The organism is Vogesella indigofera, from assembly GCF_003633895.1.
Taxonomy (GTDB): Bacteria; Pseudomonadota; Gammaproteobacteria; order Burkholderiales; family Chromobacteriaceae; genus Vogesella; species Vogesella indigofera.
Window position 1 is genome coordinate 137,428 of the sequence record NZ_RBID01000018.1, and the last position, 16,686, is coordinate 154,113.

At 62.2% G+C, this 16,686-nt stretch carries 15 protein-coding genes; 11 read left to right on the forward strand and 4 right to left on the reverse strand.

Features of this window, described 5'->3' with window-relative positions; all coding sequences use genetic code 11:
• The first annotated feature begins 4 nt into the window (after positions 1–4).
• The 6 genes from C8E02_RS15260 (at position 5) to ettA (ending at position 7,760) form a co-directional block, all read left to right on the forward strand.
• A complete protein-coding gene (locus tag C8E02_RS15260; RefSeq protein ID WP_120812147.1) occupies positions 5–1,408 on the forward strand; it encodes a S41 family peptidase in 1,404 nt (467 codons plus the stop codon).
• Positions 1,409–1,615: 207 nt separating this feature from the next.
• Complete coding sequence (argA, locus tag C8E02_RS15265; protein WP_047966218.1) at positions 1,616–2,923, forward strand: amino-acid N-acetyltransferase; 1,308 nt, start codon at positions 1,616–1,618, stop codon at positions 2,921–2,923.
• Between the two features lie 88 nt (positions 2,924–3,011).
• Positions 3,012–3,281 (forward strand): oxidative damage protection protein, encoded by a 270-nt coding sequence (locus tag C8E02_RS15270; protein WP_047966219.1) that lies wholly within the window; start codon positions 3,012–3,014, stop codon positions 3,279–3,281.
• A gap of 63 nt (positions 3,282–3,344) precedes the next feature.
• Positions 3,345–5,402 carry a polyphosphate kinase 1 gene (ppk1, locus tag C8E02_RS15275; protein WP_120812149.1) on the forward strand — a complete coding sequence of 686 codons (2,058 nt, stop codon included), beginning with the start codon at positions 3,345–3,347 and terminating at the stop codon, positions 5,400–5,402.
• A 101-nt stretch (positions 5,403–5,503) separates the two neighbouring features.
• Positions 5,504–5,989 carry a DUF456 domain-containing protein gene (locus tag C8E02_RS15280; RefSeq protein ID WP_047966221.1) on the forward strand — a complete coding sequence of 162 codons (486 nt, stop codon included), beginning with the start codon at positions 5,504–5,506 and terminating at the stop codon, positions 5,987–5,989.
• A gap of 103 nt (positions 5,990–6,092) precedes the next feature.
• Positions 6,093–7,760: an energy-dependent translational throttle protein EttA gene (gene ettA, locus C8E02_RS15285; protein WP_047966222.1), complete on the forward strand. Its 1,668-nt coding sequence runs from the start codon at positions 6,093–6,095 to the stop codon at positions 7,758–7,760.
• Between the two features lie 71 nt (positions 7,761–7,831).
• Here the strand turns inward: ettA and C8E02_RS17685 are convergent, their stop codons facing one another.
• A complete protein-coding gene (locus tag C8E02_RS17685; RefSeq protein ID WP_245961174.1) occupies positions 7,832–8,347 on the reverse strand; it encodes a hypothetical protein in 516 nt (171 codons plus the stop codon).
• An 823-nt stretch (positions 8,348–9,170) separates the two neighbouring features.
• Positions 9,171–9,743, reverse strand: a complete 573-nt coding sequence (locus C8E02_RS15295; protein WP_047966224.1) for a phasin family protein — start codon at positions 9,741–9,743, stop codon at positions 9,171–9,173.
• A 372-nt stretch (positions 9,744–10,115) separates the two neighbouring features.
• Between C8E02_RS15295 and minC the strand changes: the two genes are divergently transcribed.
• The 4 genes from minC to C8E02_RS15315 are packed head-to-tail and all read left to right on the forward strand — an operon-like array spanning position 10,116 to position 12,865.
• Positions 10,116–10,826, forward strand: a complete 711-nt coding sequence (minC, locus tag C8E02_RS15300) for a septum site-determining protein MinC (RefSeq protein ID WP_120812154.1) — start codon at positions 10,116–10,118, stop codon at positions 10,824–10,826.
• 29 nt (positions 10,827–10,855) lie between these two features.
• Complete coding sequence (gene minD / locus C8E02_RS15305; RefSeq protein WP_047966226.1) at positions 10,856–11,668, forward strand: septum site-determining protein MinD; 813 nt, start codon at positions 10,856–10,858, stop codon at positions 11,666–11,668.
• Positions 11,669–11,670: 2 nt separating this feature from the next.
• The gene (minE, locus tag C8E02_RS15310; protein ID WP_047966227.1) at positions 11,671–11,931 is read left to right on the forward strand and encodes a cell division topological specificity factor MinE; all 261 of its coding nucleotides are present in this window, start codon (positions 11,671–11,673) and stop codon (positions 11,929–11,931) included.
• A gap of 4 nt (positions 11,932–11,935) precedes the next feature.
• Entirely contained in the window at positions 11,936–12,865 is a 930-nt protein-coding gene (locus tag C8E02_RS15315) for a LysR substrate-binding domain-containing protein (protein ID WP_120812156.1), read from the forward strand.
• Between the two features lie 93 nt (positions 12,866–12,958).
• On the opposite strand, the gene fabG is transcribed toward C8E02_RS15315, so the two are convergent.
• Together fabG and C8E02_RS15325 are read right to left on the reverse strand one after the other, a co-directional pair.
• Positions 12,959–13,699, reverse strand: a complete 741-nt coding sequence (gene fabG / locus C8E02_RS15320; protein WP_120812159.1) for a 3-oxoacyl-ACP reductase FabG — start codon at positions 13,697–13,699, stop codon at positions 12,959–12,961.
• Positions 13,700–13,996: 297 nt separating this feature from the next.
• On the reverse strand, positions 13,997–15,628 hold the full coding sequence (locus C8E02_RS15325; protein ID WP_047966230.1) for an ABC-F family ATPase: 1,632 nt from the start codon (positions 15,626–15,628) through the stop codon (positions 13,997–13,999).
• A gap of 170 nt (positions 15,629–15,798) precedes the next feature.
• On the opposite strand from C8E02_RS15325, the gene dapA reads away from it, so the two are divergent.
• Positions 15,799–16,674, forward strand: coding sequence for a 4-hydroxy-tetrahydrodipicolinate synthase (dapA, locus tag C8E02_RS15330; protein ID WP_120812162.1), 876 nt, complete (start codon positions 15,799–15,801; stop codon positions 16,672–16,674).
• Positions 16,675–16,686: the final 12 nt, after the last annotated feature.

Consider the following 16,686-nt stretch of genomic DNA (forward strand, 5'->3'; position numbering starts at 1 on the left):
CACCATGAGCTCTCCCCGCTTACGCAAACTTGCCTTGCTGACCACCGGTGCCCTGGTGGGCGGTGCGCTCACCATCAGCATCCAGGCTTTTGCCGACAAGAATAACGGCATCCTGCCGCTCAACGAGCTGCGCACCTTTGCCGAGGTGTTCGGCCGCATCAAGCAGGACTATGTCGAGCCGGTCGAAGACAAGAAGCTGATCAACGAGGCGATCAAGGGCATGCTGTCCGGCCTGGATCCGCACTCCGACTACTACGATCCAGAAGCGTTCAAGGAATTCCGCGAAGGCACCCAGGGCGAGTTTGGCGGCCTCGGCATCGAGATCGGCACCGAGGACGGTCTGGTCAAGGTGGTGGCGCCGATCGAGGACACCCCGGCACAGAAGGCCGGCATCAAGAGCGGCGACCTGATCGTCAAGATCGACGACACCCCGGTGCGCGGCCTGTCGATCAATGACGCGGTGAAAAAGATGCGCGGCGCGCCGGGCAGCAAGGTGACGCTGACCATCGCGCGCAAGACCGAATCCAAGCCGCTGGTCTTCACCCTCACCCGCGCGGTGATCAAGACCAAGAGCGTGAAGTCGCGTCTGCTGGAACCGGGCTTCGGCTACGTCCGTGTCGCCCAGTTCCAGGAACATACCGTCGAGAACTTCGCGCAGGCACTGACCCAGCTGTACAAGGACAACAAGACACCGCTGAAGGGCATGGTGCTGGACCTGCGTGACGATCCGGGCGGCGTGCTGCACGGTGCCGTCGGCGTCTCCGCCGCCTTCCTGCCGCAGGATGCGCTGGTGGTGTACACCGAAGGCCGCGCCAGCGACTCCAAGATGCGCCTGTACGCCAACCCGCGCGACTACCAGCGCGGCAAGGGTGCCAGCGACTATACCAAGGTGCCGCCGGCGATCAAGAGCGTGCCGCTGGTGGTGCTGGTCAACGCCGGCTCCGCCTCCGCCTCGGAGATCGTCGCCGGCGCGCTGCAGGATCACAAGCGGGCGCTGATCGTCGGCACCCAGACCTTCGGCAAGGGCTCGGTGCAGTCGGTACTGCCGCTGGCCAACAACGGCGGCATCAAGATGACCACCGCGCGCTACTTCACCCCCAACGGCCGCTCGATCCAGGCCAAGGGCATCGTGCCGGACATCGTGGTCGAGGAAGGCAACGAGACGCTGGCCTCGCTGCGCGTGCGCGAAGCCGATCTGGAACGCCATCTGCAGAACCCGAACGATCCGTCGGAAAACGCCAAGCCGGTGGCCAAACCGGCCGCCAAGCCGGCCGGCAACGGTGACAAGCCGAAAAACGGCGACAGCAACGGCAATGGCAACGGCGATGCCGCCAACGACGTGCAACTGAACCAGGCGCTGAACATCCTCAAGGTGCAGCAGATCATGCTCAAGAAGACCCCGTCCTGAGCGTTTGCCACGGTCCGCCATGGCCGGGTCGCCGCAAGGTGCCCGGCCATTGTCATTGCTGCGACAGACGAGCGTTGCGGCCAACCTTGGCCAGCGGGCGCGCCCCGGCTGCGGGCAGCGCCCGTGCCGCCGGCGCCGGCACTGTCTATAAAGCCATCATTCCTGCTAATCTTGCGTTTTTGTGGCTGTCTACCTGTGGGGCCCATCATGCTGCACCCTGATTTTGTGCTCGCCTTTCGCGAGGCGGCGCCTTACATCAACGCCTTTCGTGGCAAAACCTTCGTCGTCGCCGTCAATGGCGAGAGCCTGGCGCGCGGCAACCTGTACGGTCTGGCGCAGGACCTGAACCTGCTGGTCAGCCTCGGCGTGCGCATCGTGCTGGTGCACGGCGCGCGGCCGCAGATCGACGAACAACTGCGCCTGCGCGGCATTGCGCGCCACTTCCACCAGGGCCGCCGCGTGACCGACGGCCCGACGCTGGAGGCGGTGAAATCGGCGGTCGGCGGCTTGCGCCATGATCTGGAAGCCTTCCTGTCGATGGGGATGCCCAATTCGCCGATGCACGGCGCCCACCTGCGCGTCGCCGGCGGCAACTTCGTCACCGCGCAGCCGCTGGGCGTGATCGACGGCGTCGACATGCAGTACAGCGGCCGCGTGCGCAAGATCGACACCGAGGCCATCAACGAGCGCCTCAACCGCGGCGAGCTGGTGCTGACCTCGCTGATCGGCTACTCGCCGACCGGCGAAGCCTTCAACATGACCATGGAAGAAGTCGCCTGCCATACCGCCATCGAGCTGAAGGCGGAGAAGCTGATCTTCCTGGTGCAGGGCCACGGCCTGGTTGATGCCGACGGCGTGCTGCACAACGCCATCTCCGCCGACCAGGCGGAGGCGATCTACCAGCGCGGCATCAGCAGCGAGGAGTGCCGCCTCAGCCTGCCCTACGCCATCCGCGCCACCCGCGAGGGCGTGGTGCGCTCGCACCTGGTCAGCCACGACGACGACGGCGCGCTGCTGGTGGAGCTGTTTACCGACTACGGCACCGGCACCATGATCGCGCGCGATTCGCTGGTCAAGATCCGCGAGGCCAGCATCGAGGACGTCGGCGACATCCTGGCGCTGATCCGCCCGCTGCAGGAACAGGGCATCCTGATCAAGCGCAGCCGCGAACACCTGGAAATGCAGATCCGCAACTACTCGGTACTGGAACACGACGACCGCATCGCCGCCTGCGTCGCGATGCTGCCGTTCCCGGAAGACGGCATGGCCGAGCTGGCCTGCCTCGCGGTCAGCGCCGACCGCCGCAACAGCGGCTTCGGCGACCTGCTGGTACAGCACGTGGAGCAGCGCGCGCGGCTGTACGGCTACAAGGCGCTGTTCATCCTCACCACCCAGACCGCGCACTGGTTTGCCGAGCGCGGCTTCGTTGCGGCCAACATCGAGCAGCTGCCGCAGTCACGCCGCGAGCTGTACAACCACAACCGCCGCTCCAAAGTGCTGATCAAAGCCTTGTAAACGGCGACGGCGGCACAAAGTTTGGTGACCTGTCATCTCTGTGACACAATTAGTCTCTATCGTTTCGACACTTCTCAAGGAATTCACCATGGCACGAATGGTCAACTGCGTTAAGCTCGGTCGCGAAGCCGAAGGCATGGACTTCCCGCCGCTGCCCGGCGCACTGGGTCAGCGCATTCAGGAAAACGTCTCCAAGGAGGCGTGGCAGGGCTGGCTGCGTTACCAGACCATGCTGATCAACGAAAACCGCCTCAGCCTGGCCGATGCCCGCGCCCGCCAGTACCTGGCCGCACAGCTGGAAGCCTACTTCTTCGGCCAGGGGGCCGATCAGGTCGCCGGCTTCACGCCGCAGCAATAAGCACCGGCCGCGCCCTCCCCGTGAGGGCTTTTTTTACCTCCCGCACTAGTACCAATGCATAAAATGCCGACAACACACGAAAACCTGCTTAACCGCGAACTGGCTCTGATCGAATTCAACCGCCGCGTGATGGCGCAGGCCGAAGAGGAACGCCTGCCACTGCTGGAGCGCCTGAAATTCCTCTGCATCGTGTCGTCCAACATGGACGAGTTTGCCGAGGTGCGGGTGGCGTGGCTGAAGGAAGCGGCGCAGCTGACGCCGGATCGCATCCTCGCCGACGGCAGCAAGCCGGCGGAAGTGCTGACCCGGCTGTCGGAGGCCGCCCATGCGCTGGTGCGCGAACAGTATCGCCTGCTGCGCGAAGAGATCTTCCCGGCGCTGCGTACCGAAGGCATCATCTTCATGCGCCGCAACGAGTGGGACAGCGAGCAGAAAGCCTGGGTCCGCGACTACTTCTTCCGCGAACTGATGCCGATCCTGACCCCGATCGGGCTGGATCCGTCGCATCCGTTCCCGAAATTGCTCAACAAGAGCCTGAACTTCATCATCGAGCTGGAAGGTGCCGACGCCTTCGGCCGCGAATCCGGCATCGCCATCGTGCAGGCGCCGCGCATCCTGCCACGCGTGATCAAGCTGCCGGCCAAACTGTGCGGCGGCAACCAGCACAGCTTCGTGTTCCTGTCCTCCATCCTGCACTCGCACGTGCAGGAGCTGTTCCCCGGCATGACGGTGAAGGGCTGCTACCAGTTCCGCGTCACCCGCGACAGCGACCTCAACGTCGACGACGACGACGTCAAGAACCTGCGCACCGCGCTGCAGGGCGAACTGCGCCAGCGCCAGTACGGCGACGCGGTGCGGCTGGAGATCGCCGACACCTGCCCGACGCACATGGAAGAATTCCTGCTGCACACCTTCAACCTGCAGCAGCAGGACATCTACCGCGTCGACGGCCCGGTCAACCTGGTGCGCCTGATGCAGGTGCCGGACAAGGTCGACCGCCCGGACCTGAAATTCGCGCCGTTCGAGGCCACGCTGCCGCCGGCGCTGGCCAAGAAGACGCCGCTGTTCGAGGCCATCCGCAAGAACGACATCCTGCTGCACCACCCGTTCCAGTCCTTCCAGCCGGTGATCGACATGCTGGTCAACGCCGCCACCGATCCGGAGGTGGTGGCGATCAAGATGACGGTGTACCGCACCGGTACCGACTCGGTGCTGATGGAATCGCTGATCGCCGCCGCCCGCGCCGGCAAGCAGGTGACGGTGGTGGTGGAGCTGATGGCACGCTTCGACGAAGAGGCCAACATCAGCTGGGCATCGCGGCTGGAAGACGCCGGTGCGCACGTGGTGTACGGCGTGTTCGGCTACAAGGTGCACGCCAAGATGCTGCTGGTGGTACGCCGCGAGGAAGGCCAGCTCAAGCGCTACGTGCATCTGGGCACCGGCAACTACCACCCGCGCACCGCGCGGCTGTATACCGACTTCGGCCTGCTGACCTGCAACGAGGACATCGTCAGCGACGTCAACGACCTGTTCGTGCAGATCACCGGCCTCGGCCGCGCCGGCGAGCTGAAGCACCTGTACCAGTCGCCGTTCACACTGCACAACATGATCATCAGCGCCATCGACCGCGAGATCGACCACGCCCAGGCCGGCAAGCCGGCGCAGATCATCGCCAAGATGAACGCGCTGCTGGAGCCGCAGGTGATCCAGGCGCTGTACCGCGCCAGCCAGGCCGGGGTCAAGATCAGCCTGATCATCCGCGGCGTGTGCGCGTTGCGTCCCGGCGTGGAAGGGCTGTCGGAGAACATCACCGTGCGCTCCATCGTCGGCCGCTTCCTCGAGCACACCCGCGTGTTCTACTTCTACAACGACAAGGCCGAGGACATGTACATCGCCAGCGCCGACTGGATGGGGCGAAACTTCTTCCGCCGCATCGAAACCTGCGTGCCGATCCTCGACGTCAAGCTGAAGCGCCGCATCATGAAGGAAGGGCTGCGCATCTACCTCGACGACAACACCAACGCCTGGGAAATGCAGGCCGACGGCAGCTATCGCCGACGCATGGCGCGCGGCAAGGGTCGCTGCGCGCAGGAAACCCTGCTGCAGGAATACAGCAGCTGAACGGCTGCCAGCCGCAAGGTTGGCCGCAATGCACGGCGCGGGCGGAACTTCTGCCTCGCGCCGTTTTCTTTGCTTCTCCCCCTGTTGCCTTCGGAGACCCCATGGACCTGTCCCTGCTCTGGTATCTGCTGTCCATCCTGCTGGTGCTGGTCGGCCTCGCCGGCACCATCTACCCCGCCCTGCCCGGCCTCGGCCTGCTCGCCGCCGGTTTCCTGCTGGCGGCGTGGAACGGCAACTTCGTACAGGTCGGCTTCTGGCCGCTGACCACCATCGTGCTGCTCGCCGTGGCCGGCATGGTGATCGAGAGTGTCGCCAGCCTGCTCGGCGCCCGGAAAAGCGGTGCCAGCCGCGAGGCGCTGATCGGCGCGCTGCTTGGCGGCCTGATCGGGCTGTTCTTCGGCCTGTTCGGCGCCATTGCCGGGCCGGTGCTCGGCGCCGTCATCGGCGAGCTGATCGCGCGCCGCAACCTGCCGCAGGCCAGCCGCGTCGGTGCCGCCACCTTCTTGGGCTTTCTGGCCGGCACCGTCGCCAAGATCGCCTGCGCCTTCGCCATGCTCGGCGTGTTCATCCTCGCGCTGCTGTTCTGAGCCGTTGCGGTCAACGTTGGCCGCACGGCACGGACACGCCGAATTTGCTACACTTCCCCGGTTAATCTCCCTATCGCAATCCAGCAGGAATCAAGCACACCCTATGGCTCAATACGTGATGTCCATGCTCCGCGTGAGCAAGATCGTTCCCCCTAAACGCCAGATCATCAAGGACATTTCGCTGTCCTTCTTCCCCGGTGCCAAGATCGGCCTGCTCGGCCTCAACGGCGCCGGCAAATCCACCGTGCTGCGCATCATGGCCGGTGTCGACAAGGAATACGACGGCGAGGTGCAGCATCTGGCCGGCGTCAAGATCGGCTACCTGGAGCAGGAGCCGAAGCTCGACCCTGACAAGACCGTGCGCGAGGAAGTGGAAAGCGGCATGGGCGACGTGATGGGCGCGCAGAAGCGACTGGAAGAGGTGTACGCCGCCTACGCCGAAGAAGATGCCGATTTCGACGCGCTGGCCGAAGAACAGGCCAAGCTGGAAGCCATCATCTCCGCCGGCGCCGGCGACAACGTGCAGCTGCAGCTGGAACTGGCCGCCGACGCGCTGCGCCTGCCGCCGTGGGATGCCAAGATCGGCCCGCTGTCCGGCGGTGAAAAACGCCGGGTGGCACTGTGCAAGCTGCTGCTGTCGCAGCCGGACATGCTGCTGCTGGACGAACCGACCAACCACCTGGACGCCGAATCGGTGGAATGGCTGGAGCAGTTCCTGGTGCGCTTCCCCGGCACCGTGGTCGCCGTCACCCACGACCGCTACTTCCTCGACAACGCCGCCGAATGGATCCTGGAGCTGGACCGCGGCGAAGGCATCCCGTGGAAAGGCAACTACTCCAGCTGGCTGGAGCAGAAGGAAGCGCGCCTGGAGCTGGAAAGCAAGCAGGAAGGCGCGCGCATGAAGGCGATGAAGCAGGAGCTGGAGTGGGTACGCCAGAACCAGAAAGGTCGCCAGGCCAAATCCAAGGCCCGTCTGGCACGCTTCGAAGAGCTGTCCAGCTTTGAACACCAGAAACGCAACGAGACCCAGGAAATCTTCATCCCGGTGGCCGAGCGCCTCGGCAACGAAGTGATCGAATTCGACGGCGTGTCGAAAGGCTTCGGCGACCGCCTGCTGATCGACAACCTGTCGTTCAAGGCGCCGCCGGGCGCCATCGTCGGCATCATCGGCCCCAACGGTGCCGGTAAATCGACGCTGTTCAAGATGATCGCCGGCAAGGAACAGCCGGACAGCGGCACGGTGAAGATCGGCCAGACGGTACAGATGGCCTTCGTCGAGCAGCACCGCGACACGCTGGAAGGCGACAAGACGGTGTTCGACGACGTCTCCGGCGGCCTCGACATCCTCAACGTTGGCCGCTTCGAGATGTCCAGCCGCGCCTACCTCGGCCGCTTCAACTTCAAGGGCGGCGACCAGCAGAAAAAGGTCGGCATGCTGTCCGGCGGCGAACGCGGCCGCCTGCATCTGGCCAAGACCTTGCTCAAGGGCGGCAACGTGCTGCTGCTCGACGAACCGTCCAACGACCTGGACGTGGAAACCCTGCGCGCGCTGGAAGACGCGCTGCTGGAATTCGCCGGCACCGTGTTCGTGATCTCCCACGACCGCTGGTTCCTGGACCGTATCGCCACCCACATCCTGGCGGCGGAAGGCGAATCGCAGTGGACCTTCTTCGACGGTAACTATCAGGAATACGAAGCTGACAAGAAGAAACGCCTCGGCGAAGAAGGCGCCAAGCCGAAGCGCATCCGCTACAAGCCTATCGTGCGCTAAGCGCGATTTCGGCTGGCAGCAGTCGCAAAAAAACCCCGGTTGCAACAACCGGGGTTTTTTCATGTTGTGGCTTACGCCACCATGTACGGTGCATCACCACCTTCGCGACGCGCCACCATGTACGGGGCGTCACCGCCTTCACGACGGGCCACCATGTACGGGGCGTCACCACCTTCACGACGGGCCACCATGTACGGTGCGTCACCACCTTCGCGACGAGCCACCATGTACGGGGCGTCACCGCCTTCGCGACGAGCCACCATGTACGGGGCGTCACCACCTTCGCGACGCGCCACCATGTACGGGGCATCACCGCCTTCGCGACGGGCCACCATGTACGGTGCGTCACCACCTTCACGACGGGCCACCATATACGGGGCGTCACCACCTTCGCGACGAGCCACCATGTACGGGGCGTCACCACCTTCGCGACGGGCCACCATGTACGGGGCATCACCGCCTTCGCGACGGGCCACCATGTACGGGGCGTCACCACCTTCGCGACGCGCCACCATGTACGGGGCGTCACCGCCTTCTCGACCTGCAATCATGTATGGAGCATCGCCGCCATCACGTTTCGCAGTCATCTCTACATCTTGCTGCTGCACAGCAGCAGGGGCAGCGTAAACCGGAGCAACAACACTAGCCAGCACAACAGCGATAGAGGTAATTAGCAGCTTTTTCATGATCAATATCCTTTTATTTAAATTGGTAGCTTTGATTGTTTCAGCATTTGATTCGAATAATTTGTACAGCTATTTTGTGGTGCTAGTAACAACGGGCTTCAGGTCAACCAGCAACGGCAACGACAACAGAAGCAATGCTGTAACTATACGACTGGTCTAATTCGATTAATAGCGAAGTAAACTGAATGTCTTGTTCAGATTTTGCGAACTAGTCGGATCTGGCATCAGCAGGCAGCAGTGGCCCGCTTTGCAATGCAGCAACGATGATATTAAGGAAGACGGTAGAAGTAGCTGGGCGAGTGCTTACCGTCGCGTTGGATACGCGAAACCGCAACTGAAGAGGCGGCACTGTGGCCAACGTTGGCCGCAATGCAATAAGCCCGCGCAGCGCAGCACGGGCTTATGGCAGACAAAAAAAAGGGGTACGGCCCACCACCGTACCCCAAACACACACATCAAGAGGAAAAGCGTCGTTTGTCTGTCAGCGCCAAATCATCCCTGATCCGACACCTTGCTTGCTCGCCACAGGCAAACTCAGATCAACGGCGCCGCTTGCCGGCACCGCTCATCTCATACCGAGAGCATAGCCGGTGGTGGCAATCGTGCTTTGACGCACGTCAAGCGCGGCACAGTGTAGCCGCCAGTGGCCAATAGGAAGGCAGAAACGAAAAAACCTCCCGTGCTAGCACGGGAGGTTTCACTCAAACAGAATGATGCGTGTCGATCAGGCAGAAGCGGACGGCGTCGCCTTGCGGGTGCGGCTGACCGCAGCACTGGCTGCCTTGGCCGAGGTCTCGGCCGCTTCAACGCTGGCTTCGGCAAACTCGGAACCGACTTTCTTGGCGGTCTTGGCAGCGCTTTCGAAGGCCGCGTTGCTGGAAGTCACGATGTTCTTCAGCGCCTGTACCGCAGCGTCGGAACCGGTCGGCGCGTTTTTCGCCAGACGGTCGATCACATCAAGTACGTTCTTGTTGGTTTCGGCAACCTGCTCTTCCACGAAGGAAGTCAGCTCGGTCTGGGTTGCCAGCGTGACATCGTAGACTTCACGCGCCGCGGCGAAGGCCTTGTCCAGGCTAGGCTGGGTCAGGCTGGTCTGGAATTCGGCCAGCGCTTTCGGATCCTTGATCGCCGACAGCTGTTTCAGCGTCTGGGCGTTCTCGGCCAGCAGCTTGCGCGACATTTCCAGCTGCAGGGTTGCCAAGCGCTCGGCGCTGGCCAGCAGGATGCCGGAAAAACGGACGGCTTTGTCGAACTGCGACTGACCGAAAGCGGAAAACTCTTGTGCAGTAGTAAACATGATTAATCCTTTTCGAAAAATGAAACACTCAGCAGCAATATCGTCTTGAAACTCGCCGTTGCCGCATTGCAACAGATTGCATTATTGTGTTGCGCCGCAGCAATGTCAACCATTTTGTTGCAGCGCAACATCGCTAAGTCGCTATTTTTACAACAGCAAACACATTCAGCATGGCAGTCATGCATTGCAGCAGTGTGTCCGGCCGGTGACAGCTGTGCGCACCGACGAGCATCGCCAGCCAGCACGGCACCGGTGTGCCAGCCGTAGCTGTCTGCGGTACCGGCAATGACACCAGCCTTTGATTGAAAGGCTCAGGACAAAGCGATACACTCCAGCCATAAAATAAATCTATCTATCCGGCGATAAAATCCAATGAGTTCTGCGGCCAACCTTTTCGATATCAAATCCGCCAGTCTTGACCTGCTGGCCATCGTGCTACGCAGCACCGACCTGACCGCCCTGCAAGCCGCCATCCAGCAACGTTTCAATAGCCACGAGCCCGAGCCGTTCGTGCTGGACATCGAGCAGCTGCCGGCGCCGGATAGCGACACGCTGGCCCCGGTCTGCGCCATGCTGCAGCAGCACGGCCTGCGCATCGCCGCCGTCCGTCACCGCGACGCGCAATACGCCGCCCTCGCCCACCGCCTCGGTTTGCCGTTCATCAGCGGCAGCGGTGGCGGCAAGAGCAGCGCGGAAAGCGTCAGCGCACCAGTCGCGGCGGCGCCCGTCGCGGACAGCAGCCTGCCGACACCGACCATGATCATCGACCGCCCGGTGCGCGCCGGACAGCAGATCTACGCCAAGGGTGGCGATCTGGTGGTACTGGAAATGGTCAGCGCCGGCGCGGAACTGATCGCCGACGGCAGCATCCATGTCTACGCGCCGCTGCGCGGCCGGGCACTGGCCGGCGCCCGTGGCAATACCGCGGCGCGCATCTTCGTCAAGAGCATGGAAGCCGAGCTGGTTTCCATCGCCGGCGTGTACCGCACCATCGAACAGGACTTGCCGCAGAGCATCAAGGGCAAGCCGACCCAGATTTATCTCGAACAAGAGCGCGTGGTCATGATCCCGCTCGACAAGTAACCAGCATCGTTATTCCAAGGATCGATATCGTGGCAAAAATCATCGTTGTGACCTCCGGCAAGGGTGGTGTCGGCAAAACCACCACCAGCGCCAGCTTTGCATCCGGCCTCGCCCTGCGCGGCCACAAGACCGCCGTGATCGACTTCGACGTCGGCCTGCGCAACCTGGACCTGATCATGGGCTGCGAGCGTCGCGTGGTGTATGACCTGATCAACGTGATCAATGGTGAAGCCAGCCTCAACCAGGCGCTGATCAAGGACAAGCACTGCGACAACCTGTACGTGATGCCGGCGTCGCAGACCCGCGACAAGGACTCGCTCAGCCGCGAAGGTGTGGAAACGGTGCTGAAGAACCTGGACGAGATGGGCTTCGAGTTCATCGTCTGCGATTCGCCGGCCGGCATCGAAAAAGGCGCGCTGATGTCGCTGTACTTTGCCGACGAAGCCATCGTGGTCACCAACCCGGAAGTGTCGTCGGTACGCGACTCCGACCGCATTCTCGGCATCCTGTCGTCGAAATCGCGCCGCGCCGAAGAAGGCCGCGAGCCGGTGAAGGAACACCTGCTGATCACCCGCTACTCGCCGGCCCGCGTCGACAAGGGCGAGATGCTGTCGGTGGAAGACGTGAAGGAAATCCTGCGCATTCCGCTGATCGGCGTGATCCCGGAATCGCAGGCCATCCTGCAGGCGTCCAACTCCGGCACCCCGGCGATCCACATCAAGGGTTCCGACGCCGCCGAAGCTTACGGCGATGTGGTGGCCCGCTTCCTTGGCGAGGACCGTCCGATGCGCTTTGTGGAAGCGGAAAAAATCGGCTTCCTGAAACGACTGTTTGGAGGCTAGCCATGTCCCTGATCGATATGATTTTTGGCAAGCGCCAGAAAACGGCCTCCATCGCCCGTGAACGCCTGCAGATCATCCTGGCGCACGAACGCGACGGCAAGACCGGCGCGCCGGACTACCTGCCGGCGCTGCAGCGCGAGCTGATGGAAGTGATCTCCAAGTACGTGGCGGTGAACCAGGACGACATCAAGGTGCACCTGGAGCGCCAGGACAACTTCGAGGTACTGGAAGTGAACATCGTCCTGCCGGAACACCAGCGCTGACACCATGACTCTGACCGAACTGCGTTATATCGTCGCGGTGGCGCGCGAGCGTCACTTCGGGCGGGCAGCCCAAAGCTGCTTCGTCAGCCAGCCGACGCTGTCGATCGCGATCAAGAAACTGGAAGACGAGCTGGGCGTCACCCTGTTCGAGCGTGGCGGCCAGGAGGTGAGCGTCACCGAAATCGGCGAACGCATCATCGAACAGTCGCAACGGGTGCTGGAAGAGGCGGAGACGGTGAAGCGCCTTGCCGGCGAGCACCAGAACGAGCTGGCCGGGCCGCTGAAGCTGGGGGTGATCTTCACCATCAGCCCCTACCTGCTGCCGAAGCTGATCCCGGCGCTGCGCATCCTGGCGCCGGAAATGCCGCTGATCCTGGAAGAAAACTACACCGCGCGGCTGGCCGAAATGCTCAAGCGCGGCGAAGTCGACGCCATCATCGTCGCCGACCCGTTCGACGAGCCGGGCACGGTGGCGGTGCCGCTGTACGACGAAGAATTCGTCGTCGCCACCCCCAAGGGCCATCCGTGGGAGAAGCGCGACGCGGTGCGCTCGTCCGATCTGGCCAGCGAAAGCGTGCTGCTGCTGTCGCAGGGCAACTGCTTCCGCGATCACGTGCTGCAGGCCTGCAGCGAGGTCGCCAGCCGCCAGCACCAGAACAACGGTCTGGCCGCGTCGCTGCAGGGCAGCTCGCTCAACACCATCCGTCACATGGTGGCCAGCGGCATGGGCGTCACCGTGCTGCCGCAGACCTCGGTGTCGGCGGCGGATGAAGGCCTGCTGTCCATCATCCCGTTTGCCGCTCCGGTGCCGCAGCGGCGCGTGCTGCTGGTTACCCGCAAGCAGTTTTTCCGCAAGCAGGCGATCCACACCTTGCAGCAGGCGGTGTTCCGCTCCGGCCTGAACGGCGTCACCATGCTGGAGCACGAAGCCTGAGCCGCTTCCCGTAATGGCAACAGGCATGAAAAAAGGTTGGCCGCAATTGCGGCCAACCTTTTTTGCGTGCGGCAAGCTGCCGCAGCAGGCAGCTTACAGCGTCAGGCCACCGGTCACTTCGATGGCGGCACCGTTGATGTAGCTGGCTTCGTCGGAAGCCAGCCAGGCGTAGACGTTGGCGATTTCTTCCGGCTGCGCCATGCGCTTCATCGGCACCTTGTCTTCCATCGCCTGGATCACCTTTTCCGGCATCGACTTCAGGATCGGGGTGGCGACAAAGCCCGGGCACACCGCGTTGGCACGAATGCCCTTCTTGCCCAGTTCCTTGGCCCAGGTCTTCACAAAACCGATCACGCCGAACTTGGAGGCGGCGTAGTTGGTCTGGCCGAAGTTGCCGTACACACCAACCACGGAAGACGCGTTGAGGATCACACCGGCCCCCTGCTCGATCATGGTGTCGACCACGGCCTTGGTACAGTTGTAAACGCCCTTCAGGTTGATGTCGATCACCTTGTCGAACTGGTCTTCGCTCATCTTGATCAGCTGCGCATCCATCACGATGCCGGCGTTGTTGACCAGCACGTCGATGCGGCCGAACTGTGTTTTCAGTGCGCCAACCATGTCGGCGATCTGCGCCTTGTTGGTCACGTCCACCTGATAGCCGACGGCTTCGCCACCCAGCGCTTTCAGCTCTTCCACTACGGCATTGACGGCATCCATGTTGATGTCGCAAACCGCTACGATGGCGCCTTCCTTGATGAATTTCTCTGCAGTAGCCTTACCGATACCACTGGCACCACCGGTGATGATGGAGACTTTCCCTTTCAAGCGCATGATTTTTCCTTTGCTAGGTTGCAGGCAACCCGATTGTCGAACGGATATTCCTCCACCACCGACCTTCGAGATTCAAGTCCCTGTTTTTCTCTGTCTTTTGTTATGGCTTTGACATTGCACTGCGGCATCCTGTTTTGCAACGCACAACATCTTGCGCTGCAATATAGCGCAAGGCTGTCGCCAACGTAAAGCAATCGCTCTAAGAAGCTGACGTGGGCGGCAAGGGCTGTTGCGGCCAACCTGCACATAAAAAAACAGGCAGCGCTAGCTGCCTGTTTTGTATGGGATTGTGGGGAATTACTCCAGACCCTTGCTGGACAGGTATTCCTCGTAATCGCCGGTGTAGTAGTCGTAACCGCCCTTGCCGTCCAGCTCCAGGATCTGGGTGGCCAGCGAGCTGACGAACTGGCGGTCGTGCGACACGAAAATCAGCGTGCCCTTGTACTTTTCCAGCGCCATGTTCAGGGCTTCGATCGACTCCATGTCCATGTGGTTGGTCGGTTCGTCCATGATCATCACGTTCGGCTTCTGCAGCAGCAGCTTGCCGTACAGCATGCGGCCCTTTTCACCACCGGACAGCACGCGCACCGCCTTTTCCACATCGTTGCCGCCGAACAGCAGGCGGCCGAGGGTACCGCGGATCACCTGCTCGTCATCGCCTTCCTGGCCCCACTCGCGCATCCACTCCGTCAGCGTGCGGTCGCTGTCGAACTCGGCCTCGTGATCCTGGGCAAAGTAGCCGATCTGCGCCTTTTCCGCCCATTTCACCGTGCCGTAATCCGCGGTCAGGCCTTCCGCCAGCACCGGATCGAAGGCGCCGGCCAGCATTTTCACCAGCGAGGTTTTACCGGCACCGTTAGGGCCGATGATGGCCAGCCGCGCGCCGGCCTCCAGGATGAAGTTCATGTCCTTGAACAGCACCTTGTTGTCGTAGGCCTTGCTCAGCGACTGCACTTCCACCGCCTGACGGTGCAGCTTGAAGCGCTCGTCCATCTCGAAGCGGATGAACGGGCTCTGGCGGCTGGAAGGCTTCACTTCCACCATTTCCGACTTCAGCTTGTCGACCTGCTTCAGGCGCGAGGTGGCCTGACGGGCCTTGGACTTGTTGGCGGAGAAGCGGGCGGCAAATTCCTGCAGGTCCTGGATGCGCTCCTTGGCCTTGGCATTGGAGCTGAGCTGGCGTTCGCGCGCCTGGGTGGAGGCGATCATGTAGTCATCGTAGCTACCCGGGTAGATACGGATGGTGTTGTAGTCCAGATCCGCCATGTGGGTGCAGACCGAGTTCAGGAAGTGACGGTCGTGCGAGATGATGATCATGGTGGAGTTGCGCTCGTTCAGCACATGCTCCAGCCAGCGGATGGTGTTGATGTCCAGGTTGTTGGTCGGTTCGTCCAGCAACAGGATGTCCGGATTGGAGAACAGCGCCTGCGCCAGCAGCACGCGCAGCTTCCAGCCCGGTGCCACTTCACTCATCGGGCCGAAGTGCTGCTCGGTGGCAATGCCAACCCCCATCAGCAGTTCGCCGGCACGTGCCTCGGCGGTGTAGCCGTCGTATTCGGCAAACTTGGCTTCCAGTTCGGCCGCGTGCATGTAGTCGTCTTCGGTGGCTTCCAGGTTGGCGTAGATGGCATCACGCTCGCTCATCGCCGCCCACATCTCGGTGTGCCCCATCATGACCACATCGATCACGCGCTGGTCTTCATAGCCGAACTGGTCCTGGCGCAACTTACCCAAGCGCAGGCCGTTCTCAATGGCGACTTCGCCACTGGTTTGCTCGAGGTCTCCCCCGAGAATTTTCATGAAAGTCGATTTGCCGGAACCGTTGGCGCCGATCAGGCCATAACGGTTGCCTTCACCAAATTTGACGGAAACCTTCTCGAAAAGCGGCTTGGCGCCGAACTGCATGGTAATGTTGCTTGTCGTAATCACTCGATCATTCCTCAGCCAGTCACTGCATGTACCGGAAAACCCTGCATTTTACCACAAACACCCTCTGCAATCAGGGTGTTGCGGCCGGTACATCTTTGCTTTCGCAGCTGCCTCGGAATTCCGCTACAATCGAACACCATTTAAACCCTTAACCAGAATAGGCAGATCTTATGCTTACCGGTAGCCTCGTTGCGCTGGTCACCCCGATGTTCGAGGACGGCCAGGTCGATTTTGAATCGCTGAAACGTCTCGTAGATTTCCACATCGATAACGGTACCGACGGCATCGTGGCCGTGGGAACCACTGGCGAATCCGCCACCCTGGGCGTGGATGAACATATCAAGGTCGTGGCGGCCGTGGCCCAACACGCCGCCGGCCGCATTACCGTCATTGCCGGCACGGGTGGCAACTCCACCAGTGAGGCCATCGAACTGGCGGCCCTCGCCAAGCAGGCCGGCGCCAGCCATTCGCTGTCGGTCGTGCCGTACTACAACAAACCAACCCAGGAAGGCATCTACCAGCACTTCCGCAAGATCGCCGAAGCGGTGGAACTGCCGGTCATCCTGTACAACGTGCCGGGCCGTACCGTGGCCGACATGAGCAACGACACCGTGCTGCGCCTGAGCGAAATCGGCAACATCGTCGGCCTGAAGGACGCTACCGGCGACATCGGCCGCGCCTGCGACCTGATCAAGCGCGTGCCGCAAGGCTTCGGCCTCTACTCCGGTGACGATCCGACCGGCATGGCTTTCATGCTGTGCGGCGGCCACGGCGTGATCTCGGTGACCTCCAACGTGGCTCCCAAGCTGATGAGTGCCATGTGCCAGGCCGCCATCGCCGGCAACGCCGCCGAAGCACGCCGCATCAATGACAAACTGCAAGGCCTGCACAAGTTCCTGTTCGCCGAGCCGAACCCGATCCCGGCAAAATGGGCGATGCACCGCCTCGGCCTGATGCCGGCCGGCCTGCGTCTGCCGCTGACCCCGCTCACCGCCGCCAGCGCCCCCCTCGTCGAACAAGCGATGCAACAAGCAGAGGTGCTGTAACCCGTGAATGCC

Excerpts from the sequence above, each read along its gene's own strand:
- fabG (WP_120812159.1), bottom strand. The coding sequence starts at position 13,699 with ATGCGCTTGAAAGGGAAAGTCTCCATCATCACCGGTGGTGCCAGTGGT.
- C8E02_RS15280 (WP_047966221.1), top strand. The coding sequence starts at position 5,504 with ATGGACCTGTCCCTGCTCTGGTATCTGCTGTCCATCCTGCTGGTGCTG.
- argA (WP_047966218.1), top strand. The coding sequence starts at position 1,616 with ATGCTGCACCCTGATTTTGTGCTCGCCTTTCGCGAGGCGGCGCCTTAC.
- C8E02_RS15270 (WP_047966219.1), top strand. The coding sequence starts at position 3,012 with ATGGCACGAATGGTCAACTGCGTTAAGCTCGGTCGCGAAGCCGAAGGC.
- dapA (WP_120812162.1), top strand. The coding sequence starts at position 15,799 with ATGCTTACCGGTAGCCTCGTTGCGCTGGTCACCCCGATGTTCGAGGAC.
- ppk1 (WP_120812149.1), top strand. The coding sequence starts at position 3,345 with ATGCCGACAACACACGAAAACCTGCTTAACCGCGAACTGGCTCTGATC.
- C8E02_RS15260 (WP_120812147.1), top strand. The coding sequence starts at position 5 with ATGAGCTCTCCCCGCTTACGCAAACTTGCCTTGCTGACCACCGGTGCC.
- C8E02_RS15315 (WP_120812156.1), top strand. The coding sequence starts at position 11,936 with ATGACTCTGACCGAACTGCGTTATATCGTCGCGGTGGCGCGCGAGCGT.
- C8E02_RS15295 (WP_047966224.1), bottom strand. The coding sequence starts at position 9,743 with ATGTTTACTACTGCACAAGAGTTTTCCGCTTTCGGTCAGTCGCAGTTC.
- minE (WP_047966227.1), top strand. The coding sequence starts at position 11,671 with ATGTCCCTGATCGATATGATTTTTGGCAAGCGCCAGAAAACGGCCTCC.
- ettA (WP_047966222.1), top strand. The coding sequence starts at position 6,093 with ATGGCTCAATACGTGATGTCCATGCTCCGCGTGAGCAAGATCGTTCCC.
- minC (WP_120812154.1), top strand. The coding sequence starts at position 10,116 with ATGAGTTCTGCGGCCAACCTTTTCGATATCAAATCCGCCAGTCTTGAC.
- C8E02_RS17685 (WP_245961174.1), bottom strand. The coding sequence starts at position 8,347 with ATGACTGCGAAACGTGATGGCGGCGATGCTCCATACATGATTGCAGGT.